Source organism: Nocardia sp. IBHARD005 (assembly GCF_052814245.1).
On sequence record NZ_CP199935.1, the window covers coordinates 2,992,371 to 3,013,556 of the forward strand.

At 66.1% G+C, this 21,186-nt stretch carries 20 protein-coding genes; 3 read left to right on the forward strand and 17 right to left on the reverse strand.

Translation table 11 applies throughout. The features are described 5' to 3' along the window. Positions 1-11 precede the first annotated feature (11 nt). Entirely contained in the window at positions 12-3,722 is a 3,711-nt protein-coding gene (locus ACTWPB_RS13990) for a nitrate reductase subunit alpha (protein ID WP_446226065.1), read from the reverse strand. Between the two features lie 685 nt (positions 3,723-4,407). Here ACTWPB_RS13990 and ACTWPB_RS13995 point away from each other — a divergent pair. Beyond that, a complete protein-coding gene (locus tag ACTWPB_RS13995; RefSeq protein ID WP_446226066.1) occupies positions 4,408-5,241 on the forward strand; it encodes a helix-turn-helix transcriptional regulator in 834 nt (277 codons plus the stop codon). Here ACTWPB_RS13995 and ACTWPB_RS14000 read toward each other — a convergent pair. After that, positions 5,238-6,071: an alpha/beta fold hydrolase gene (locus tag ACTWPB_RS14000; RefSeq protein WP_446226067.1), complete on the reverse strand. Its 834-nt coding sequence runs from the start codon at positions 6,069-6,071 to the stop codon at positions 5,238-5,240. The two genes, ACTWPB_RS13995 and ACTWPB_RS14000, sit on opposite strands and share 4 nt — an antisense overlap. Before the next feature lie 217 nt (positions 6,072-6,288). Here ACTWPB_RS14000 and ACTWPB_RS14005 point away from each other — a divergent pair, with 217 nt between their 5' ends. Then, positions 6,289-7,191 carry a hypothetical protein gene (locus tag ACTWPB_RS14005; protein WP_446226068.1) on the forward strand — a complete coding sequence of 301 codons (903 nt, stop codon included), beginning with the start codon at positions 6,289-6,291 and terminating at the stop codon, positions 7,189-7,191. 13 nt (positions 7,192-7,204) lie between these two features. Here the strand turns inward: ACTWPB_RS14005 and mtnC are convergent, their stop codons facing one another. From mtnC to mtnA, 3 genes are read right to left on the reverse strand one after another with little or no spacing between them, the layout of a single operon-like run. Beyond that, positions 7,205-7,885: an acireductone synthase gene (mtnC, locus tag ACTWPB_RS14010; RefSeq protein ID WP_446226069.1), complete on the reverse strand. Its 681-nt coding sequence runs from the start codon at positions 7,883-7,885 to the stop codon at positions 7,205-7,207. Next, the gene (locus ACTWPB_RS14015; RefSeq protein WP_446226070.1) at positions 7,882-8,451 is read right to left on the reverse strand and encodes a 1,2-dihydroxy-3-keto-5-methylthiopentene dioxygenase; all 570 of its coding nucleotides are present in this window, start codon (positions 8,449-8,451) and stop codon (positions 7,882-7,884) included. The genes mtnC and ACTWPB_RS14015 overlap by 4 nt, the downstream gene beginning before the upstream one ends. Beyond that, positions 8,448-10,277: an S-methyl-5-thioribose-1-phosphate isomerase gene (gene mtnA / locus ACTWPB_RS14020; protein ID WP_446226071.1), complete on the reverse strand. Its 1,830-nt coding sequence runs from the start codon at positions 10,275-10,277 to the stop codon at positions 8,448-8,450. The genes ACTWPB_RS14015 and mtnA overlap by 4 nt, the downstream gene beginning before the upstream one ends. Before the next feature lie 284 nt (positions 10,278-10,561). Here mtnA and ACTWPB_RS14025 point away from each other — a divergent pair, with 284 nt between their 5' ends. Beyond that, positions 10,562-10,759, forward strand: a complete 198-nt coding sequence (locus ACTWPB_RS14025) for a hypothetical protein (protein WP_446226072.1) — start codon at positions 10,562-10,564, stop codon at positions 10,757-10,759. A gap of 50 nt (positions 10,760-10,809) precedes the next feature. Here ACTWPB_RS14025 and ACTWPB_RS14030 read toward each other — a convergent pair whose 3' ends face one another. The 12 genes from ACTWPB_RS14030 to ACTWPB_RS14085 form a co-directional block, all read right to left on the reverse strand. Beyond that, complete coding sequence (locus tag ACTWPB_RS14030; RefSeq protein ID WP_378920493.1) at positions 10,810-10,968, reverse strand: hypothetical protein; 159 nt, start codon at positions 10,966-10,968, stop codon at positions 10,810-10,812. A gap of 274 nt (positions 10,969-11,242) precedes the next feature. Next, on the reverse strand, positions 11,243-11,998 hold the full coding sequence (locus tag ACTWPB_RS14035) for an ESX secretion-associated protein EspG (RefSeq protein WP_446226073.1): 756 nt from the start codon (positions 11,996-11,998) through the stop codon (positions 11,243-11,245). Then, the gene (locus ACTWPB_RS14040) at positions 11,985-13,283 is read right to left on the reverse strand and encodes a hypothetical protein (protein ID WP_446226074.1); all 1,299 of its coding nucleotides are present in this window, start codon (positions 13,281-13,283) and stop codon (positions 11,985-11,987) included. The genes ACTWPB_RS14035 and ACTWPB_RS14040 overlap by 14 nt, the downstream gene beginning before the upstream one ends. Further along, a complete protein-coding gene (locus tag ACTWPB_RS14045; protein ID WP_446226075.1) occupies positions 13,283-13,660 on the reverse strand; it encodes a hypothetical protein in 378 nt (125 codons plus the stop codon). Before ACTWPB_RS14045 ends, ACTWPB_RS14040 begins: the two co-directional genes overlap by 1 nt. 10 nt (positions 13,661-13,670) lie before the next feature. Further along, on the reverse strand, positions 13,671-14,189 hold the full coding sequence (locus tag ACTWPB_RS14050; RefSeq protein WP_446226076.1) for a DUF3558 domain-containing protein: 519 nt from the start codon (positions 14,187-14,189) through the stop codon (positions 13,671-13,673). A 118-nt stretch (positions 14,190-14,307) separates the two neighbouring features. Beyond that, a complete protein-coding gene (locus tag ACTWPB_RS14055) occupies positions 14,308-14,877 on the reverse strand; it encodes a hypothetical protein (RefSeq protein ID WP_446226077.1) in 570 nt (189 codons plus the stop codon). Further along, positions 14,814-15,362 (reverse strand): hypothetical protein, encoded by a 549-nt coding sequence (locus tag ACTWPB_RS14060; protein WP_446226078.1) that lies wholly within the window; start codon positions 15,360-15,362, stop codon positions 14,814-14,816. Before ACTWPB_RS14060 ends, ACTWPB_RS14055 begins: the two co-directional genes overlap by 64 nt. Beyond that, the gene (locus tag ACTWPB_RS14065) at positions 15,359-16,933 is read right to left on the reverse strand and encodes an alpha/beta hydrolase (protein ID WP_446226079.1); all 1,575 of its coding nucleotides are present in this window, start codon (positions 16,931-16,933) and stop codon (positions 15,359-15,361) included. The genes ACTWPB_RS14060 and ACTWPB_RS14065 overlap by 4 nt, the downstream gene beginning before the upstream one ends. A gap of 99 nt (positions 16,934-17,032) precedes the next feature. Beyond that, positions 17,033-17,341, reverse strand: a complete 309-nt coding sequence (locus ACTWPB_RS14070) for a hypothetical protein (protein ID WP_446226080.1) — start codon at positions 17,339-17,341, stop codon at positions 17,033-17,035. 132 nt (positions 17,342-17,473) lie between these two features. Then, positions 17,474-18,913, reverse strand: coding sequence for an ATP-binding protein (locus ACTWPB_RS14075; protein ID WP_446226081.1), 1,440 nt, complete (start codon positions 18,911-18,913; stop codon positions 17,474-17,476). A gap of 49 nt (positions 18,914-18,962) precedes the next feature. Then, the gene (locus tag ACTWPB_RS14080) at positions 18,963-20,702 is read right to left on the reverse strand and encodes an NTP transferase domain-containing protein (protein ID WP_446226082.1); all 1,740 of its coding nucleotides are present in this window, start codon (positions 20,700-20,702) and stop codon (positions 18,963-18,965) included. A gap of 190 nt (positions 20,703-20,892) precedes the next feature. Further along, a complete protein-coding gene (locus ACTWPB_RS14085) occupies positions 20,893-21,183 on the reverse strand; it encodes an MGMT family protein (protein WP_446226083.1) in 291 nt (96 codons plus the stop codon). Between the last annotated feature and the right edge of the window lie 3 nt (positions 21,184-21,186).

A 21,186-nucleotide genomic window follows, 5' to 3' on the forward strand; every position in this document is an offset into this window, starting at 1 on the left:
TACGCGCATGGTTAGTACTCCACGTTCTGGTTGCGGCGACGGATAGTCGTGACCTCGTCACGCTGGTTTCCGGTGGGGCCGTGGTAGTTCAGGGCGAAGGACTGCTGGGCGTAGCCGCCGATCAGGTGCGAGGGCTTGATCAGCACCCGGGTGAGCGCGTTGTGGATACCGCCGCGCTTGCCCTTGGCTTCCTTGGTGGTGTCCTCGGCGCCTTCGATGCGCGGCACGTCGACCGCGCGGTCCTGGGCGTGGTACATGAAGACCGTGCCTTCTGGCATGCGGTGCGAGACGATCGCGCGGGCCACGACGACACCGTTGCGGTTGATCGCCTCGATCCAATCGTTGTCCGCCACCCCGATCTTCTTGGCGTCGACGTCCGACATCCAGATCGTCTGACCGCCGCGCGAGAGCGTCAGCATGTGCAGGTTGTCCTGGTAGGCCGAGTGGATCGACCACTTGGAGTGCGGCGTCAGGTACCGCACCGTCAGGCCGTTGCCACTCACATTGCCGATGCTCGGCTCTGCGAACAGCGCGGACATATCCAGGGGCGGACGGAAGATCGGCAACTGCTCGCCGAGTTCGATCATCCAGTCGTGGTCGAGGTAGAAGTGCTGGCGACCGGTGAGGGTGTGCCATGGCTTGAGCCGCTCGACATTGATGGTGAACGGCGAGTACCGGCGACCACCGGATTCCGAGCCCGACCATTCCGCCGAGGTGATCACCGGAACCGGGCGCGCCTGGGTGTCGGCGAACGTAATCCGTTTGCCCTCAGCCTCTTTCGCGAGGTCGACCAGTTCGGTGCCGGTGCGACGCTCCAGCGCCTCGAACCCTTCGACCGCCAGACGGCCGTTGGTGGTGCCCGACAGCGACAGGATGGCCTCGGCGGCGTGGGTGTCCTTGGCCAGCGACGGCCGGCCCGCGGCGATGCCGGAGACGATGGTGCCGTTCTGCCCGGCCAGGTACTCCACCTCTGCCTCGGGGAAGGTGGTGATGCCCTTGGTCGTCAGACCGAGCTTCTCCACCAGCGGCCCGAGGGCGGCCAGCTTCTCCGCGATCTTGGTGTAGTCGCGTTCGATCTCCACGATCTTGGGCATGGTCTTGCCCGGAATCGGCTCGCACTCGCCGGCTTTCCAGTCCAGTACCTTGCCACCGGCCTGCGCCAGCGCGTCGGGAGAGTCGTGCTGCAACGGCACCGCGACGATGTCTTTGCGGGTGCCGAGGTGCTTTTCGGCCAGCCAGGAGAACCCGCGCGCGATCCGGTGGAACGCCTCGAAGTCGGTCTTGGCCTCCCACGGCGGCGAGATGGCGGGGGAGAACGCGTGCACGAAGGGGTGCATGTCGGTCGAGGACAGGTCGTGCTTCTCGTACCAGGTGGCGGCGGGCAGCACGATGTCGGCGAACAGCGTGGTGCTGGTCATGCGGAAGTCCAGTGCGAGAAGCAGATCCAGCTTGCCCTCGGCGCCTTCCTCACGCCATTCCAGTTCCTGCGGACGTACCCCGGTCGCATCGGTGGTCTGCAGGTTGGAGCCGCAGCCGAGCAGGTGCTTCTGGAAGTACTCGTTGCCCTTGCCCGAGGAGCCGAGCAGGTTCGCGCGCCACACGGTGAGCACGCGCGGGAAGTTCTCCGGCGCGTCGGGGTCTTCGCAGGCGAAGCGCAGGTCGCCGGATTTCAAGCCGTCGACGACATGTTCGGCGGGGGTTTTGCCCGCTTCGGCGGCCTCGTCGGCGAGGTCGAGTGGGTTGCGGTTGAACGTCGGGTAGCTGGGCATCCAGCCAAGACGGCTCGCCAGGGCGATGTTGTCGGCGGCGGTGCGACCGGCGAATTTGCCCTTGCCCAGCGGCGACGCGAACGAGTCCGAGGTGAAGGGGTCGTAGCGCCACTGGTCATTGGTGAGGTACCAGAACACGGTGCCCTGCATCTGACGCGGCGGACGCTGCCAGTCGGACGCGGAAGCCAAAGTGGCCCACCCGGTGACGGGACGGCACTTCTCCTGGCCCACGTAATGGGCCCAGCCGCCACCGTTCTTGCCCTGGCAGCCGGTGAGCAGCGTCAGGGTGAAGAAGGCACGGTAGATCTGATCGGAGTGGAACCAGTGGTTGGTGCCCGCGCCCATCAGGATCATCGAGCGGCCGCCGGACCGTTCGGCGTTGTCGGCGAATTCGCGTCCGATGCGCGCCGCCTGAACGGCGGGCACTCCGGTGATGGCCTCCTGCCACGCTGGGGTATACGGCGACTCGGCGTCGTCGTAGCCCTTGGCCCACTCGCCCGGCAGGCCGTCGCGGCCCACGCCGTATTGCGCGAGCAACAGATCGAAGACGGTGGTGACCCGCTTACCCGCGACGATCTTCGTCGGCACACCGCGGATGATCGACCCGGCGACATCGGTGTCGAAACGCGGCAGCGCGATGGTGGCGGGCGCGTCATCGGAATGGCCGAGCAGGGTGAGCAGCGGGTCGACACCCTCGAGGTCGAGGTTCCACTTGCCCGCGTCGCCCTCGCCGAAGCGGTGGCCCAGCGAGCCGTTGGGCACGACGGGGTTGCCCGCCTGGTCGAGCAACACCGGCTTGTGCTCGACACCTTCGCCGGTGTGGCCCAGATCGGCGGCGGTGAGGAACTTGCCGGGGAGAGCGCCGTCCTGATCCGCCGCCTCGTCGAGGCAGATCAGGTACGGCAGATCGGTGAAGGACTTGATGTAGTCGGTGAACATCGGAGTCTGCTTCTCGATGAAGAACTCCTTGAGCACCACATGGCCCATCGACATCGCCAGCGCGGCATCGGTACCGGGGCGCGCGGCCACCCATTCGTCGGCGAACTTGGTGTTGTCGGCGTAGTCGGGGGAGACCACCACGACCTTCTGGCCGCGGTAGCGCGCCTCGGTCATGTAGTGCGCGTCGGGGGTACGGGTCACCGGGACGTTGGAGCCCCACATGATGAGGTAGCCCGCATCGAACCAGTCGGCCGATTCCGGCACGTCGGTCTGGTCGCCGAACACCTGCGGCGAGGCCACCGGCAGGTCGGCGTACCAGTCGTAGAACGACAGCATGTAGCCGCCGATGAGCGACACGAACCGGGCGCCGGTGGCGTGGCTGACCATCGACATCGCGGGGATCGGTGAGAAGCCGGCCACGCGGTCGGGGCCGTACTGCTTGATCGTGTACACGTGCGCGGCGGCCGCGATCTCGGCGGCTTCCCACCATTCGGCACGGACGAATCCGCCCTTACCGCGCGCGGTCTTGTAGGCCTTGGCCTTGACCGGGTCCTCGACGATGGACTCCCAGGCCAGCACCGGGTCCTTGAGCTCGGCCTTGGCCTTGCGGTACAGGTCGAGCAGGGTGCCACGCACATACGGGTAGCGCACGCGGGCGGGGGAGTAGGTGTACCAGGAGAAGGAGGCGCCACGTGGGCAGCCGCGCGGTTCGTACTCGGGCTTGTCCGAGCCCACCGACGGGTAGTCGGTCTGCTGGGACTCCCAGGTGATCACGCCGTCCTTGACGTAGATCTTCCAGGAACACGAGCCGGTGCAGTTCACGCCGTGGGTGGAGCGCACCACCTTGTCGTGCGACCAGCGGTCCCGGTAGAACTCGTCGGCATCGCGGCCGCCGACCTTGTAGACGGACCGGTTGTCGGGCGAGACCTCGCCCCGCTGGAAATACTTACCGAGGTTCAGCAATGTGTCGCCGAAATCGGTGGGCGACGGACCTTGCGTACGCGAATTAACCACGACGCCCCCTTCGAGTGCGTGAAATCGGGCTGTTGGGAAAACTGTAAGGAGGCGGACTCCTTCGGCAAAACGAACTTTTCACATCCGGATTCGGGCCGCGGTGAGGTGTGAGGTCGGCGAAATGTCGTGGTCACGGGGGAGGTGCGCGGCGGCACCCGCGATCGGGGGCTCACCAGGGTGAATGGGCCGCGAGCTGGCCGAACGCGGTGATCGGGGGGTGCGTCGGGGGGTCGGCGGTGATGCTTCGGAAACGACTGGTTCTCCCGCGGTTTACATTTGTTTACACACCCGGTGTGCCCGCTGAACAGCGCGGATGTGACGCCACACACAGCTATGGCCGAGTCGGGACGGCATTCGGCACGGTGTCGAGACGGCCGGCGGCGGCAGGGCGGACCAGGTCGTACCGGACGATCGTCGCGTTCGTCGGCGGGGGTCCCGGAGGCGATCCGGGGCAGCATCCGGTCGGCGGCGGGGGTGGCGATCGCGACGGCCGTGGTGGCCACGGTCGAGCGGTGCGGAATCCTAGAGCAATGCTGAACGGCGAGAATTGGAATCCTTTTGATTCGGTTCAGCACACCGCATTTCGTGACCACGAACACAGTTGCCGCAGGTTAACTACCCAAATGGCGCGGCGCCAATATAAAGAAACGGCATCTTTTCCGGTCGGCGGTTGGTTCGAGCTTGAATGGTCCTCCAGGATGAACCTGTGCAGACAGGAAGGGTTGGGGTGCTACCGAAGCCATCGTTCGACGGACCCGATGGGCCGCCGAAACCGCCGACGCTCGGCGGATTGCTGCGGCGACTTCGCGATGATCGGCGGATTTCGAGGGAAAAACTCGCCTTCGCGGCGGGGGTCAGCTCGAGTTACATCACGCATTTGGAGAGCGGGGATCGGGACCGGCCCACACGTGCGGTGATCGAAGCGCTCGTGCGCTACCTCGACCGGATCGCACCGGTGACCGATATCGAGCGCAGACATCTTTTCGATCTTGCCGGGCTCGCCCCTGTCGACAATCCGACAGTCGAGGATCTGCGCGCCGAGATCAGCGCCGAGATGCGCCGGACATTGGCGCTGCAGGAACCCGATCTGGCGGCCTATGTCGACACGCGCTGGAATGTGCTCGCGGGCAACGAATCCTACGACCGCGCGTTCCCCGGACTGGTCGAGGATGTCAATATCCTGCGCTGGTTCTTCGGCAATCCGCTCTCGCGCAAAGTCATGGTGGAATGGGAGAAGGAGTCCACGCTCACCGTGCACTGGCTGCGTGGCCTGATCGGCCAGCAGGTCGGCGGTGACTGGGCTACCGAACTGCTCGACGAATTGGCGCAATATCGCGACTTCCGCCGCATCTGGGACGACGGCGACACCGTCTACGGGCGCGAGCACACCGCCATGCGGCTGTGTGATCTGCACACCGGCGCGAACTACACCGTCGACGTCCAGCTGTTCCGGCTCGACTCCGTCGCCTATCCCGGCCGCATCCAGTACTACCTGGGCGTTCGCGGTCCCGACCACTAGATCCCGGCGACCGCCACCGGCTCGACGGCGTCCGGGACGCAGGCCGTGACCAGCGCGGCCAGCGCCGCGCCAACCTGCTCGGGATGGGTCAGCGCGCAGCCGTGGCCCGCACCCGCCACCGTGCGCACACCGCTCGCGCCCCCCAGCCCGTCCGCCAACCGGATGCACTTGTCCTCGGTGCTGCTGTGGTCGTGTTCGCCGCGCAGAACGAGCGCGGGCACGCTGATCTCGCCGAGCCGCCCACCGACCGAATCGCGCCCGATCAGGCAGTCGGCCGCCGGGCGGATCGCGGTGCGATCGGCGGCGAGCCAGCGGGTGATCCAGGTCTGCCAGATCTGCGGATCGGTGCCGCCGATCAATCGCGGCGCGAGGTCTTCGGCCAATGGCCGCAATGCGCCGTCACCGCACCATTCGTCGAAGAAGTTCTCGTAATAGGTTTCGTCATCGGTGGTGCACGCGTCGGCCTCGGTATCGAGCAGTGCCAGCCCGGTGACGCGTTCGGGGGCGAGTAACGCCATCCGCAATGCCGCGTAACCGCCCTGACTCACGCCGCCGACAATCGCGTTCTCGATGCCGAGAGCGTCGAGCACGCGCAGGCCGTCGGTGGCCAGGTCCCAGTAATCGAAGCGTGGATTGCCGCCGTATCCGGTGCGGCCGTGACCGCGGGCATCCCAGGCCACCACATTGATATCGGTGTGCGCCAGTACCTTCCGGATCGGGTCGAACATGGATTCGTCCATGAGGAATCCATGGGCGAGCAGCAGGGTCGGACCACGGACGGCATCGGTGCGGAAATGGATCTTTACAGAATCGGAGTGCACGAAGGGCATGGTCGAAACATACAAGCGAATCAGCGGATTTCGCCCGGTTGCGGGCCGAATGCGGTGCCGCCTGTTCGGTGGAGCGCCGGTCCCGTGAATTCACTGGCGAGTGTTGGTACCTCACCGGGGACAAATATTTGTGCGCGCCCTGTGGACATGTCTGTTCATGACGGATTGGATAGGAGACGTACCGATATTCGGCTCGAATCGGAAAACGGGGATATTGATGAGGGTTACGGAGCAGGGGCTGGACGCCCACATAAGTTTGGCCGCCGCGGGCGACAGCGTGTCGGCGACATTCGCGGTGTGCGACGCGGAGGGCAGGGCGATCTGGTACGGCCCGTTCATCGACGCCGACGCCGACCATCCGCGCGGCGACCAGCTCGCCGCCGCGATGGGTGCCGCAGGCCGCGCGATCTGGCTCGCGGGCCGAGCACGCGAGGACACCGGGGTCGAGAAGGTGACATTGCACCTGTCGGTGAGCGAGGAGGGACTCGACGCCATCACCCTGGCCTGCACCGCGTCGATGGCCGGACTTGCCCTGGATCTCGTTGTCACCGAAGACAATCCGGCGCTGGACTGGTGTCAGGCGTTCGGCAGGCTCGACTGGACGTCGGGCCCGCTGACCGACCTCGTCGATCCAGCGGTGCCACCGGCTATTCCGACGCTGCGGGCGATCACCGGCGGCCTCGACCAGCAGTCCGAACCACAGGAAAGGCTCGACATGCACGAACTAGCCCTCGATCCCTCGATGGAACTGCGCTCAGCACTGGAAAGTCTGCTGCTGCACGACGCCATCGGCATGGACGCCACGATGCGCCACGCCATCGCCGCCGTCGTCCACCTCGCTGTCGACACCCCCCACGGCCCGCCCGAGGACGCCGAGGAATTCCTCGGCCGCCTCGACGCCTCCTGGCTGGTAGCGGCCTGGCTCGGCCACGACACCGAACTCTCCCTCATCGCCACCCTCGCCGCCGGCGAGATCCCCGCCCTGTCCTGGTGTGAACTGATGTTCACCACCACCCTGGCACCATGGTCGACGAGCCCCGTCGCGATCCACGCGCGCCGGGTATTCGGGACAGTGCAGCGGGGTGCGTCGCTGGGCGCGGTCAGGGCCCAGGTCGGCTGAGACGCACCGGGACTCAGAACTCGATATCGGCGAAGGAGCTCACCCAGTGGTGGGGTGGGCGTGCGGGATTGGGTTCGCCGGGGCGGTGGATGCCGATGACCTGCCAGCCCGCGGCGACCGCGGCATCGAGTTCGCCGGGGTGGTCGGACAGGAACAGGATTTCCGGTGCCGGGATGGCGATGCGGTCGGCGATGACGGCGTAGGACCCGGCCTCGCGTTTGGGGCCTGCGCTGACCAGGTCGTAGTGGTCGGTGATGAGGGGAGACATGTCGCCCCCTTCGGCGAAGGTGAACCAATCTCGTTGGTTGCGTTCGGATCCCGAGGAGTAGACGTAGAGCACGAAGCCGGCGTCGTGCCAGGATTTCAGGGCGGGGACCACGTCGTCGAAGAAGCGGCCGTGCAGTGCGCCCGCGCGGAAACCCTTGGCGCAGATGGCACCCTGGGCGGCTTTGAGTGGCTCGGCCTTCACGTCCGAATGCAGCCAGCCGGTGAGGATGGCGGCGATTCGGTCGGTATCGGCGGTGGGTTCTTCGGCGAGTTCGCGGGTCTGCGCGAGCACCGATGCGGCGGGGCCGGAGGCATTTTCGGCCAGCCAGGCGGGTAGCTGCTGTTCGGTGTAGCCGTAGAGGTCGGTGCGGACCGCATCGGTGGGGCTGGTGGTGCCCTCGATGTCGAGGACGATCGCGCGGGTCACGCCAGCAGTTCGTCGAGGGTGGGGAAGCCCGCGCTGATCTTGTCGCCGGTGAAGTCGCCGACCCAGCCGTCGGCCTCCTCGAAGAAACGGATGGCGATGAAGTCGGGGGTGGTGCCCATGTCGAACCAGTGCAGGGTGCCCGCGGGGACCGAGAGCAGGTCGCCCGCTTCGCAGACCGTCGCGAGCACGGCATCGCCCACACGCAGGTAGAAACAGCCGCGGCCGGCGGCGAAGAAGCGCACCTCGTCCTCGGCGTGGCGGTGCTCGTCGAGGAACTTCGCGCGCGCACCGGCGGCGGTGGCGGGCCACTCCGGGTTGTCGGCGTCGGGGTGGATGCGGGCGATGTCGATGTGCTCGTAGCGGCCCGAGGCGTTGAGTTCGGCGATCTGCGGGCCGTAGTGGGCGAGCAGGGTGTCGGAGTCCGTGGCGGCGGCGTCGGCGAGCACGTCCCAGTGTGAGTAGGCGATGCCGTGCTGGGCCAGCTCGGCGCCGATCTCGGTGGGGTCGGTGGTGCGCACCCGGACGTCGGCGGCGTTGTCGGCGGCCATCACTTGCAGCAGGGTCATGTCGGTCCGATCTCGAGAGGTGTGGCGTCGGTACGTTCCGTGCGAGCGATCAACTCGCACAGGGCTTCCAGGCATTCGGCGCGATCACGCGCCTGGGCAAGAGTGTCACCCCAGGTGGTGATCCCGTGCCCGGTAATGAGCAGAATCGGTGGGGCAGCAGGGTTTTCGCGGAGATAGGTTTCGATGTCGGTGCCGATGCGGCCGACGTCGGGCCAGTTCGGGAACACCGGGATTGCCACCGACGACGGGTCGGCCAGACCGAATCCCTTGAGCAGTTCGAAACCGGTGATCCGCACCGGAGTCACCGCGCCGCCGGGCCGCGCGGCGGTGGTTGCCAGCGCGGTGGCGAAAGGGGAGTGCACGTGCACGACCGCACCGGCAGGGCGGGTGCGGTAGACGGCGGTATGGATGCTGGTCTCCGCGGACGGCTTCCGGCTCTGGCCGGGCCGCGCGGTGGTGTCGGCGATCGCGACCAGCACCGTGTCGTGCGCGCTCAGTTCGCCTTTGGACAATCCGCTGGCGGTGATGAGGGCGTCCTCGCCCCCGCCTGGTCCAGCCTGGGCGACCCGCACGGAGATATTGCCTGCCGTGCCCGGCATCCACCCGCGCTCATAGAGTTGACGTGCGGTAGTGGCGATCTCCCGACCTCGGTCGGCGTCAGCCTGGGTGCCGTAGGTCCGCGCCGAATGACCCTGTGTGTGGTACCCCTGCACGTGGTCGGCCACCGCAGTGGCAGAAATCGCCCGGCCCGGTTCGGCGAAGGGCCGCGTGCCGCCGGTGTTCGCAGTGGTGACAGCCGTGATGGCACGGCCTTGCTCGTTGAATTCATCTGAATTCCGGTAGACCACACCGTTTTCCGTGACCACCGCGGTGACGAGGTCGGTGGGTGTCACATCGAAAGCCGGGTTGAACACCGCGGTGTCCGCCGGTGCTGTCGTGACCCCGCCGAATCCGGTGACCTCGGCACCGGCTCGCTGTTCCACCACGATCTGCGCGCCGGTCGCCATCGCGGTATCGCGGGTGGACTCCGGGGCGACCACGATGAACGGGATGCCGTGGTGGCGTGCGGCCAGCGCCAGGGTGAAGGTGCCGATCTTGTTGGCGACGTCACCGTTGGCGGTGATCCGGTCCGCACCGACGAGCACGGCGTCGACCTGACCGGTCGCCATCGCCCATGCGGCGGCGGAGTCGATGGTCAAGCGGTGCGGAATGCCCGCTTCGGCCAGTTCCCATGCGGTGAGCCGGGCGCCCTGGAGCAGCGGGCGGGTCTCGTCGACGATCACGTCCTCGACGGCACCGCGCTCGTGCAGCACGCGCAATGCGCCGATCGCGGTCCCGAATGCGCTGGTGGCGAGACGGCCGGTATTGCAGTGGGTGAGCAGCCGGAGCGGACGATCACCGCACAGACGTTGCACCAGGTCCGCGGCGTAGGTTGCGGCGGCACGGTTGCCCCGGCCGTCCTCGGCGAGCATGTCGAGGGTCTCAGCCAGCACGGCGTCGGCCCCGTCGGCGATCCGGCCACGCACCCGGTCGACCGCCCACGCCAGATTGACGGCCGTCGGTCGAGCCGCGGCGATCCGGTCGGCCTCGGCCTGCACCGCGGCCACCTCGACCACCCCGTCGCCCGTGTGTACCCGCGTAGCGATGACCACGCCGAACGCGCCCGCGATCCCGATCGCCGGAGCGCCGCGAATGGCGAGCGTGCTGATCGCCTCGATGATCTCGTCGACCGCGCGCAGGCGCAGTTCCCGCACCTCGTGCGGCAGTCCGCGCTGGTCGATGGTGACGAGCACACCGTCGTCCCAGATCAGGGAACTGTCGTCCACGGTCGGATCCTTACTGTGTCTATCAGTGCCGATAGCACGGTATCGGACGAGGACACGGAGGGATCTGCGGACCCATGGAGTGGAGCGCGTTGCTCGGCATCCAGCCCACCAGACCAGGTTGAACAAAGGCCGCCGACGGGAAGGCGCTGACCGATGCCCTGTGGGTGTCGGTGAAACCGCCCGGGTTTGACGCGGGAACCGACGTTCACACCACGCAGGTGGCGTGAGCCGAGGACGCCCGAGAAGGGCGGTGTCCGGGCCAGCTCATCAGTCTCGGTCTGGCCGTGGCGCACCAGGTCGCCGACTGGGTTGCGGTGCTGTGTCAGGGCCGGATCGCCGAAACCGGCGAGGTGCGCGCGGAATTCGCCGCACGGGTTCAGGAGTACACCCTGATCGATGCGGTGCCCGTTCCCGATCCGTCGACGGCGCCGTGGGGGCGGGACGAATCCGGGGCAGGCGCGCTACTGAGCATCGGGGCATGACGTGGACGAGCCGCCGGTACCGATACCGGCGGCTCGTCGACACACGTATTTCAGTGATGGCCGGGGCGGCGCTGCTGATCACGCCGATCGTCCTGGCCTGCTCGCGTCATCCCTTGCGAGTCCTGCCCCTGCTCCTGCCGCTGCTCCTGCTGCTGGCGCGGCATCTGCTTGGGCATCTTCTTCGGTGCTTTTTTAGACTTGTCAGCCATCTCCACACGGTCCTTTCCGAGGGATAAAGGATAAAGCCTTCAACGCACTGTCCGACGCAATCCACCTCGCGTGCGGGGCGTCCCACGCCTGACCCGTCCAACAATAAGCACCAATACGGCGCGGGGGTAGACCTGCGGCCAAAATAGGTTTCCGACCAGCAGAAATTCGGCGTGTCAGCAGGCTGATTCCGCCCCGCGCACATCGCAAACTTGCCATTCTTGTCCGACCGCGAATGACATTCATGCCGGGCATGATACCCATCCAGGCAAGTGGTCAATCGTGATCCTCGCAGTGGCGGCGCTGGGCGCGGCGAAGCATTTGGCGGATACCTGCCGTCATGCGATTGCTGTCGAGTGGTTCGGCGATGATCGGATCGCCGGTGCGGGCGTAATAGCGGCCGTCCGGGTAGTCCATCCACCAGAAGGTGCGCTCGGGGGTTGTCGGTCGCGCGTCGACCGCGCCGCCCGCAAAGGCCGCGATCTCACCGTACCCAGAGCGTGAGCGCCGGAACATGCGGTCGATCTGGTCCATCGCGCTCACTGCTCCCGCCCGGAACTCGAAGTGTTCGTCCTCAGCGCTGATCCGCTCGCGGGGAATCTCGAGTGGCGCGCGGGTACCGGGTTCGCGCTCGGGCAGCACCGCCACTGCGGAGTGGGCGACTTGGTCCGCGCTGCACCAGGTGAGCACGACGTCGCCACCGATGTCATCAGCAGGGCCATGGTCCTGTATGAGGGTGGCGCCCGCTTCCCCACGGATTGCGCCATGGAATCGAATGATCTGCGGGTGGTCTTGTCCGGCAATCCCTTTCGACTCCAGTCGCGCATCGGGGTTCGTCAGCGTGTCGAGGGCACGTTCGATCGAGGGATCGTATTTGGTCAGCAGGCTTTCTACCGCGCTGTCTCGAATGCGTTTCAGTTCGTCGAAATCGCTGATATCCGTGCGGAATTGCACGGGGTAAGGCAATCGGTCGCGACCGTATGCCGCCCAGAGGATTTCGAACTCTTGCGCGGTGAACTTACTGCTGTGCACTCTCGAAGTCACCGCCGATCACCGGCGGGACGGTCTTGATCTCCCCGAGCCCAGTGAGTATCTCGCCATTTTCCTGCGTGATCAAATAGTCTGGAACGCCCTTGTGCTCATCGTCATTTTGCCCTTTGCCCGCTCCTGGCGCACCCATGCCAGGCATCCCCGACATCCCGCGGCCACTGCCCGCACCCCCTGACCTTCCGGCCGCGGCCGCGGCCGTCGGCGACCCGGCCACCGGGGAGCCGGCCGTGCCGCGACCTGGACTCGGAGCGCCGCCGGTTGTGCCGCCGCGACCTGATCCAGGTGCGCCGCCGCCGCCTCGTCCCGCGCCCGGCGTCGTACCGAGGGGCGTGGTCGGAGTCGTCCCGGGTGTGGATGGCGTGGTGGTTGTCGGGGAGCCCGATGGTGTCGTCGTCGTCGGCGTTGTGGTGGAGGCGGCGGTGGTCGAGTCGGTCGAGGATGGTGTGGTGGATCCGGTTGTCGTGCCCGGATTCTCGGTGCCCGATGGTGATCCAGAACCAGGGGTTGCCTGCTCGGCCTGCTGGTTTGTTCCCGCCGTGGTGCCCGTGTTGCCGCTGCTTGGCTTCCCGCCGGTGGAGCCGTTGCCCGGCACCGGCTGGTCACCGCCGCCATCGGCGACGATCTTCGGCGCGGTCGGCATGAAGGGCACCCCGTTGTCCGACTGGACTGCCACCTGGGAATACACGGTTCTCAAGACGCGTCGAGCTTCCTCGAGCGCCTCATCATTGGTGTACTGGTCCAGCTTCATCTCACCGTCGACCGGCAGCGTTTTGTTCGTCAGCGCCGGCCGCTGGGTGAGCCCGGGCATCAACGCCTGCGTCTGCTCCAAGCCGGTACGCATTTCGGCCAGCTTCAGGCTGACAGCGGTGGCCGCAGCAGGCAACGTGCTGGATTGTTTCGCGTAGTTGTTCACCGCGGCGACGGCAGCCGACGCGGCCTGCCCCACCCAGCCGTTCTCTGCGTTGACGCTTGCTCCGAAAGCATTGTTGAACGCGACAACCGACGTCGACAGATCACTGCCGATCTTGTTCCATGCCTCGGATGCGCTGTGGACCACACTCGGTTTCATCGCCGACACCGCAGCCTGCAAGTCCTCCAGCGACATGTGGTCGTAACCATCGGTACCGGTGATATGCGGCGGTTGAGTTTCGCCCTGGAAGAGGCTCGACAGGTTGGCCAGGTTCTGCGTCAAGTAGATGACGCTGCGTTCCTGGTTCCACTGCTCCTGGGCGGCAATCACCTTGTTCTTGTAATCCTCGTAGGTCATCAGTTCGTCTCTAGTCCGTTGAATTGACCTGCGGTGTAGGAGTCTTGGGCCTGGAAGTTGGCAATCGCTTTGAGGACAACCTCTTTGGCGGTGGTGACGGCGTCGATGTGTTGGGTGATGGTGTCGCGGAGGCAGCGGTCCCCGCCCGATGCGGTTTGCGAGAATTTCTTTTCCAGGATCTGGCTCGAGTTGAACGACCCGAACCCCGTGATGCGTTCTACCCCCGAGACCTGTCTGAGGACATCTTCCAAAGCATCGATGTGGTTGTCACAAGCCTTGGTGAGATTGGCGCCGACTGCCGGATCGATCGAAAGCAGTCCAGCCTCGGCCTGAGTTGCCAGAGTGGTCCACTCAGCCGGGTTGATGTACGACGACATTGCGACCTCCTCAGCTCGTAGGAACGTTCTGAATCAGAACCTCCGTGAGGCGCCGTGATTCCTGGCAAGCATCCTTCGCGATGTTGCGTGCGCTGTGGCGGTTCAGGACACTGAAATCGACCAGCTGGCGTCCGACTGTGAGGCTGATAGAGCATTCGGCGTCATGTGCGGAACCGGCGGGCCGGTACTGGAGGCCGCTGTAGCCGCCGATCTGGACGGCAGTGAAGTCTGTCCAGTCGGTTCGCGCCCGGACCTCGTCGATCGTGTGGGTGCTCGTGAACACAGTCAGCGCGTAGGTCTTTGCGGCGTCATCCCAGGCGCACACCTTCCAACCCTCGAACTTGACGCCCGCGACGTCCTTTTCCTTGGTGGAGGTGTTGAGCCCCGCCGCTGCCAGCGCTGAATCGGGCAACGTGCAGGGATCCCACAGCCCGGCCTCGGGGTCGACGCTTGTCGTCACGACCGCAGTAGTTGCCGGTTGCGCCGTTTCTGTCGGCTCGCTTCTGTTGCAGCCGCTCGCCAATGTCACGGCCGCAACCGCTGGAACGACTATCCACCATGCCCGCACGAGGCCCCCTACGCGTTGTCGTGATTCCCACCGCCGAGCGCGGCCGTAGCGCGTGCTCCTGGCCGCTGACTCTACTGGATCAGACAAGCCAGGACTTGCGCTGGTAATACGGGTCAGTATCGTCGTCGCTGGTCGGGCCAACCACCCGATCGCGGTGATAGCGCGTTGACTGTGGTTGTTGAGTGGCCTCTTGTCGCTGGTGGCTCGGCTGCTGCCAATGCTGTGGTTCGACTGGCTGGTTCACCGTCGGTGATGGTCGCGGCTGTTGATCGGGGACCACCGGGGTCGGGTCGACCAGTTTGCGCATGGCTGAGGCGAGGATAGGGTCATCGGCGAGTTCGCGGCGAATGTCGGCGGCCAGCTCCTGTGCTGATTGCATCGCTTGTGCATGGGCGAACCTGACCGCTTGCGTGATCGCCGGATCGTTGGACTCGAGGGCGGTGATACGCCCATCGGCATCGACTTCGATCCGAACCCCGGCAACATAGGCCGTACCCCGGATCTGGGCGATCCGATCGGTCGCTTGCCGCGCTTTCTGCGCGATCTGCTCGAACCGCCCCTCGACTGACTCAGACATCGCGATTCCTAGGGGTGATCGATACGGGTGGGTGCATCGGGTCGCTCGTTGGCTGGTGGACGAGGGAAGCACGGGGAGGAGGCTATGACGGTCACATCGTTGAACGTATTGTGGCCGACGACCAGGCGGTAACCGTCTGACGTGTCCGCGTAGACGTGGTAGTCGCCGGTGCCTCGCTTGCGGTCTACTGGGATTCCGGCTCGCGTCCAGCTATCGGCAACTAGGTCGACGTTGTGGTCGGCTTCGGCCTTGTCTATGCCGAGGACCCAGTACTGCAACCCAAGATTGACGGGGCTCGTCCCGCCTGGCGCGTTATCGTCACACGACGCGAGTGAGCCGCTCGAGAACTTGGTGCCAGTCGGCGAGTGTTCAAGGTCGAGATATGCGCTTCGAGGCAGAGTGCCCAGCATTTTCGTCAGGTATTCGATCGACTGCGTCTGAGCATCACGCATGGTCAGCTTTTCGTTCACATTTGTTCCCGCCTGGCACGCTGAAAACGTCACGGCGACGATCGCTGCGGCCGCTGTTCGAAGGAATAGTCTGGTCACGGTCATCATCGGTAGGTCCCGGTGATGATCTTGCCTTGGGTGACCAGCCCCGGATTTCCGCGGTCCCAATAGCTGCTGTGAGCTTCGGAACTCCACGGGAAGTCGCGAAACCCGGGCACGTCGATGGGAGATCCGTGGCTCGATTCGAATACGGTGGCGCCGAATGCTCCGTCGGACGGGGGTAGCCCATGTGATACGCCACCGACAGCTGGCACCGGGTCCGCGCTTGCCGCCGAAGCGAAAATGTGGGCCTTGTTCTGGTCAGCCGGCACACCGTCGAGGTGCAGATCGGTTGCGTAGTTCACATCAACACCGGGACTTCCGACAAAGACGACATTGTCTACCGCGAGCGAGTTCTCGCCGCTCGCAGCGTGGCCGATGACAGTACTACCGTAGCTATGCCCGACCAGAGTGTTGTTCGAGGCAGGACCGTCGTGGGTCGCACGTAGACCATCCTGGAATCGATCAAGTGCCGGGGCGGCCTTATCGGCGAAGCGATCTTGCGCAGCCTCGGGGAATAGAGACTGTGGTGCGTCGTAGCCGTACCAGGTGATGACCGAATTTGCCGCTCCAGGACTGGCGGAGTTCGCAGACGCGAGCGTCCTGTCGGACCGTTCGATTCCTTCGTCGATGTCTTCCAGCTTTGCGAATGTTCCCGGGACGTAGGTCGCCACATTGCTCGCCGAATCGGGGTTGTTCAACGCGATCGCTCCGTGTCCGGCATCGTCGACGCTGAGTAGGTAGCGCGGCGGCGATGTCTGGCTGACTTGGGTCTCCACCGCCTTGTAACCGTTGAGCAGTCCCTGCTGCGTATCGCGGGACTCGTTCCACCGTTCGTACTGGGCGAGTTCAGACGGCTTCGTCGGGAGATTCTTGCCCTCGGCCCAATCGGGGTGTTGGGCGTTGAGCGCATCGAGGTTGGACTGGGCACTGGTTTGCAAGTTGGTCAGATTGAGGCGGTTGTAGTGGTCTTTTTCGACAGCAGGGATGCCGTCGCGGTTGCCGACGTTCGGGTCGTAGGCGGCCAGTAGGTCTTTGTCGGAGGGGGAAAGTGATTCCCAGAACTCGTACATCGCCTTCGGGTCGTCGGGCAGGAACGCGTTGCCGTTGATGATGTCGGTGACCTTGGAGCTGGCCGGAGTGCCTTGCGGGTTCTGCGCCAGCCCGGTCAGCGAGGCGATCGCGGCGGCGAGCTTCGCGCCCGCCTTCTCGTCGGTCGTACCAGCGGTTTCCAACAGCGGCTTGATCCGGTTTTGGAAGCCGGCGGCATCGTTGTCGAGCGTGGCTTGGAAGACGACGTCCAAGGCCGGATTGCCGGTGTTGGCGCGCGCCGCCGACACCGATCCGTCGTCGTTCACGACACAGCCCTTGGCCTTGGCCTCGGTTTCGATGGTCAGGATGTTGGTGCACAGGGTGGTCAAGGTCGCGGCATCGGCGAGGGCGTCTGCCGCGTCGATCACCGCCGCTGAGATGTGATTGGCTGAGAGCTCGTATTCGAGGCGGCGCAGGCCGGCCGCTGTGGCGGCGTCGCCTTGCCAACCGGCCAACGTGGTGTCGACAGCTCGGCCCGCCTGCGTCATCGCCGTGCGGAATTCGGTGTTGGCGGTGACGACGGCGGCGCTCGCCGCCGCGTTGGCCGCGGGCGCCCAACTGCGTATTTGAGTCATTGTTGCCGGCATTTACGACCCCGGATGGAGGTATTTGTCCAGCTGGGCCTTGAACGCGGCATCCATGTCCTCGTAGCTGGTCGCGCTGACGGTCGCACCGTCGGCAAGCGAGTTCAGCTGTGCCGCCATCCGTGCCAAGGAACTCATGATCGGCTCACTCGCGCGGGCCGCGGCGGCACCGATCGCTGAATTCGGCATGGCGGTCGCGACCGCCGCGATCGCCTCTGCCGGGCTCGGCTTGCCGATCTTGTCGGCCTCAGTTCGCACCGAGGCGGCCATTGTTCGAAGCGCGGCCGCGTCGGCCTGCAAGATTTCCCCCACCGTCAACCCTTCATCGACTCGACCGATCGCTCGATCCGGTGTCTGCCTAGAAGGGTGTGACCCTATCGGATCAGCAGGGGATTGTCCCGTTCGCTGTTGTGTCCGCTCGCCCGAGCAACGTCAGATCATGTGTCACTGTCGGCGCCAGGCGCTGACCAGTTCGTCAGGGCTCCACCAGGCTGCTACTGGGGCGCCATCGGTGATTCCGGAGCGGGAGACCGCGACCAGTGGAGTGTTCGGATCCGTGCCCGGGATGGCCAACAGGGAACGGCTCAGGGCGTCGTAGTCGTGGCGGTCGAAGGGGTGATTGTCGAGCCATTTGATCGAGCCGACGAAGTGAACGGACTTCGCGACCGGGGACCTATCGGTGCCGATCAGGTCGACTTCCGGGGTGTTGGTGCGATTCCACCAGCCCCCGATTTCTTCTGTGTCGGGCCAGTTCTCATCAGGGAGCAGGCGCAGCAGGGAGGCACGAATCAGGGGTTCTACGGCACGGCCTCGCCAAGAAGTCCAGGATCGCTCGATGCGTGACAGGGCCAGATCGCCGCGGCCACGTTCTACAAGAGGTATGCCGCGTTCGAGGAAGGCCAGCCAGAAACGCAAATACGAGTCGGTGATTCGATAGCGTTTGTTCTTGGTGTCGGCCACGGTGGAAAGCGGGCGGTCCGCGGCCACTATTCGCTTGTCCTGCAAGGTTTTCAGGAGGGGATTGAGGGTGCCTGCAGGGAGGTCGCCCTGCGAGCCCGCTTGGGCGGCGATCGTGCTGAAGGTGCGTTCACCGCTGCCGATCGCTTGTAGGACGGCGCGGGAACGCGTGCCTTCGGGGAATTCTCCGAGTAGGGACAGCTCGCCTGCTACCAACAAGGGAGACAGCGGATCGGCGGTGGATTCGCGCAAGAAGTCCAGGCGGTCCATGCCGACTCGCCATGAGGTGAGGATCTGGGGGAATCCGCCGGTGATGAGGCGGGCGTCGATGGCCGCGGCCGCGTCGAGGCCGGTCATCGTCTGCACATCGGCGACGTCGAGTGGGTCGATCGTCATTTTGGTCGCGCGGCCGAAGAATGGGCGGTCGCGGGCACCCAATGCTTCCATGACCGAGATATCGCTACCGACCAAGATCAACAGAAGGGGCTTGCTGGACAGGTCGCGATCCCAGACCGTCTGCAACGCGCCCTCGAACTCGTGATCCTGCTCGACGAGCCACGGCACCTCGTCGATGACGGCGACCGACGGGCGATCGTCCGGGGTGGCGACGGCGAGCGCCCGCAGCGCCTGGTTCCAGTCGGTCGCTGACAATCCACGGATCAGATCGGCGCCAGGGGATCCGGTCCGGCTCGCGGCCTCGATGAAGTCGGCCCGCTCGGCGGTGGGATTTCGGCCACGGGTCGCTTGGAACACGGTGTAGGGGACGTCGGCGCGGTCACAGAATTCTTGGACAAGTCGTGACTTACCGACCCGGCGGCGGCCGGTGACGATCACGGCGCGACCAGGGGTGCCCGCGAGGCCGTGGGTGACCGAGCTGAGTTGGTTGGTGAGGAGCTCGAGATCTCTGGTTCGTCCGGTGAACTCCATATCCAACCTAACTAAGATGGGATCTTACTAAGATTTGATCTTAGTTTGTTCAGGAGGGGAGTGGGAGGAACTCGACGGTTGATCCGTCGGTGGCATCCGGGGGGACGATGACCAGGCCGTCGCGGTCTATGAGGCCGGCCAGGTGGGCGGTGCGGACGGTGGGGTCGCCGAGCCAGCCGCCCTCGGGGGCGTAGCGGGCGGGGGTGATGCGCTGGACCGGGGCGGTGATCTCGGCGGCGTTGTGGAGGGGGCCGAGGATTTTTCGGGGGAGGGGGGAGCCGGTGCGGGCGGCGACGATCGCCGGGGTCAGGGCGAGCAGGACCGCGATCGCGGCGAACGGGTTGCCGGGGAGACCGAGGATCGTCGGTCCGGCGGGGAGTTCGGCGACGATGGTGGAACCGCCGGGGCGCAGGGCGAGTCGGGGGACCAGGATGCGGGCTTCGGCTCGGGCGATGGCGGTGCGGAGCTGGTCGGCCGCGCCGCCGCCGGTGGCCCCGACTACGACGAGTAGGTCGAAATCGGCGGTGTCGGTGAGCATGTCGTCGAAGCCGTGCGGCGTGTCGCGCAGGTGGACGCGGTCGATGACGCGAACCCCGCAGCCTGCGAGTAGATCTGGCAGGACGGGGCCGATCGAGTCACGGGTCTGGCCGGTCTGGAGGGGGCCGGTACTGCGAATCTCGTCGCCGGTCATGACAATTCGGGCGCGGACCGGTCCGCGGACCGTGCCGGTGGTGACCTCGACCGAGGCCGCGGCCGAGCGCAGGGCGGCGGTGACCGGCGTGCCCGCCGGTGCCACGAGGTCGCCGATCTTCCTGTTCTCGCCGCTCTTTCGGACATCGCCGCGGATCGGGGTGTCGGGCAGGCGGGTCAGTTCGTCGCCGGTGATGGTGGCGAATTCGTCGCGCAGGACCGACATGGTGCCGTCGGGGACGTGGGCGCCGGTGGCGATACGTACCGCTTCGCCGGGACGCAGGCCCTCCGGCCTCGCGCCGCCCGCGAATCCGACGTCGCGACGTAACTGCCACGGGCCGTCGCCGCAGACGGCGTAACCATCCATGGCCGAGACGTCGAAGCGGGGCAGTGGGCCCGCGGCGGTGATCGGCGCGGCCAGTGCGGCACCGGGGACTTCGCTCAGCGCGGCCTCGTAGGCGACCAGGGGCGTCAGGCCGGTGCCGATGCGTTCGCGCGCTTCGGTGAGGTCGAGGCGGGCCGGCGCGCGGTCGGTGGCCAAGGATTCGCGGGCGCGGCGGACCTCTTCCTCGGTATCGCAGTCAGCGATATCCGGTAGCTCGACCAGGAGGGTCGCGGCGGGCACGATGGCCTTCATCGGCTGGTTCACCAGCGAATCCAGTCCAGCCAGCGCGCTCACCAGCGCAGTGCGCCGCCATGCGCCGACGAGATACTGCGGGCGACCGGAGGCATCGATCGCGAACACGGCATCAGCGGTGGATTCGGTTGCGGTGCGCAGCAATTCGTGGACGGTTTCGTCGGTGAGGAAAGGCATGTCGGCCGCGAGCACGACCACCCAGGGTGCGGCGGAATCGAGTGCGGTGAGGCCGGTGCCGATCGCCGCGACCGGGCCGGAACCCGGCGGCACCTCACGAACCTGCCCGAACCGGGGATCGAGCTGACGATGCGGTCCGACCACGACGACCTCGGCGCAGTCGCGCACCGAGTCCAGGGCGGCGTCGAGCATCGAGCGACCACCGATCACGATCGCCGGTTTGTCGACCCCACCCATCCGGCTGGCTCGTCCACCGGCGAGCACAATGGCATCGGCGGTGGTCATCGGATGATCCTGAATCGGGTAATCGGCACGAAAGTCATGCTAGTAGGCGTGCTGCTCATGCTCGAGCAGCCTGCGCGGCCGAGCGTGGCGGTTGATCAGCGGGTCGTCTCGCGATGACCGGAAACCGAAGCGTGCGAACTCGGTTGGATGTCGCGGTGATGTGCGGCCTGCCCGATCGCGAGATGGCCGCTCAGAGTCGCGCCGTGCGCAGGTCGACACGGCCGTCGACGATCGGAACGCCTTCTTCGGTGAGCAACCGCAGCTGGCGGGTTGCGAGGTGCGCGGCGGGCCTGCCGCCGGCGCCGATGACGCGGTGCCAGGGCAGGTCCGCGGAATCGGTGCGCATGATCCAGCCGACGGTGCGAGCCGACGACAGCCCGGCCGCGGCGGCGATATCGCCGTAGGTCGAGACGCGGCCAGGTGGGATCGCGGCGACGAGTTCGCGGACCTTCTCCACCTGTTCCTCTGTCGTGGCGGCCATCGG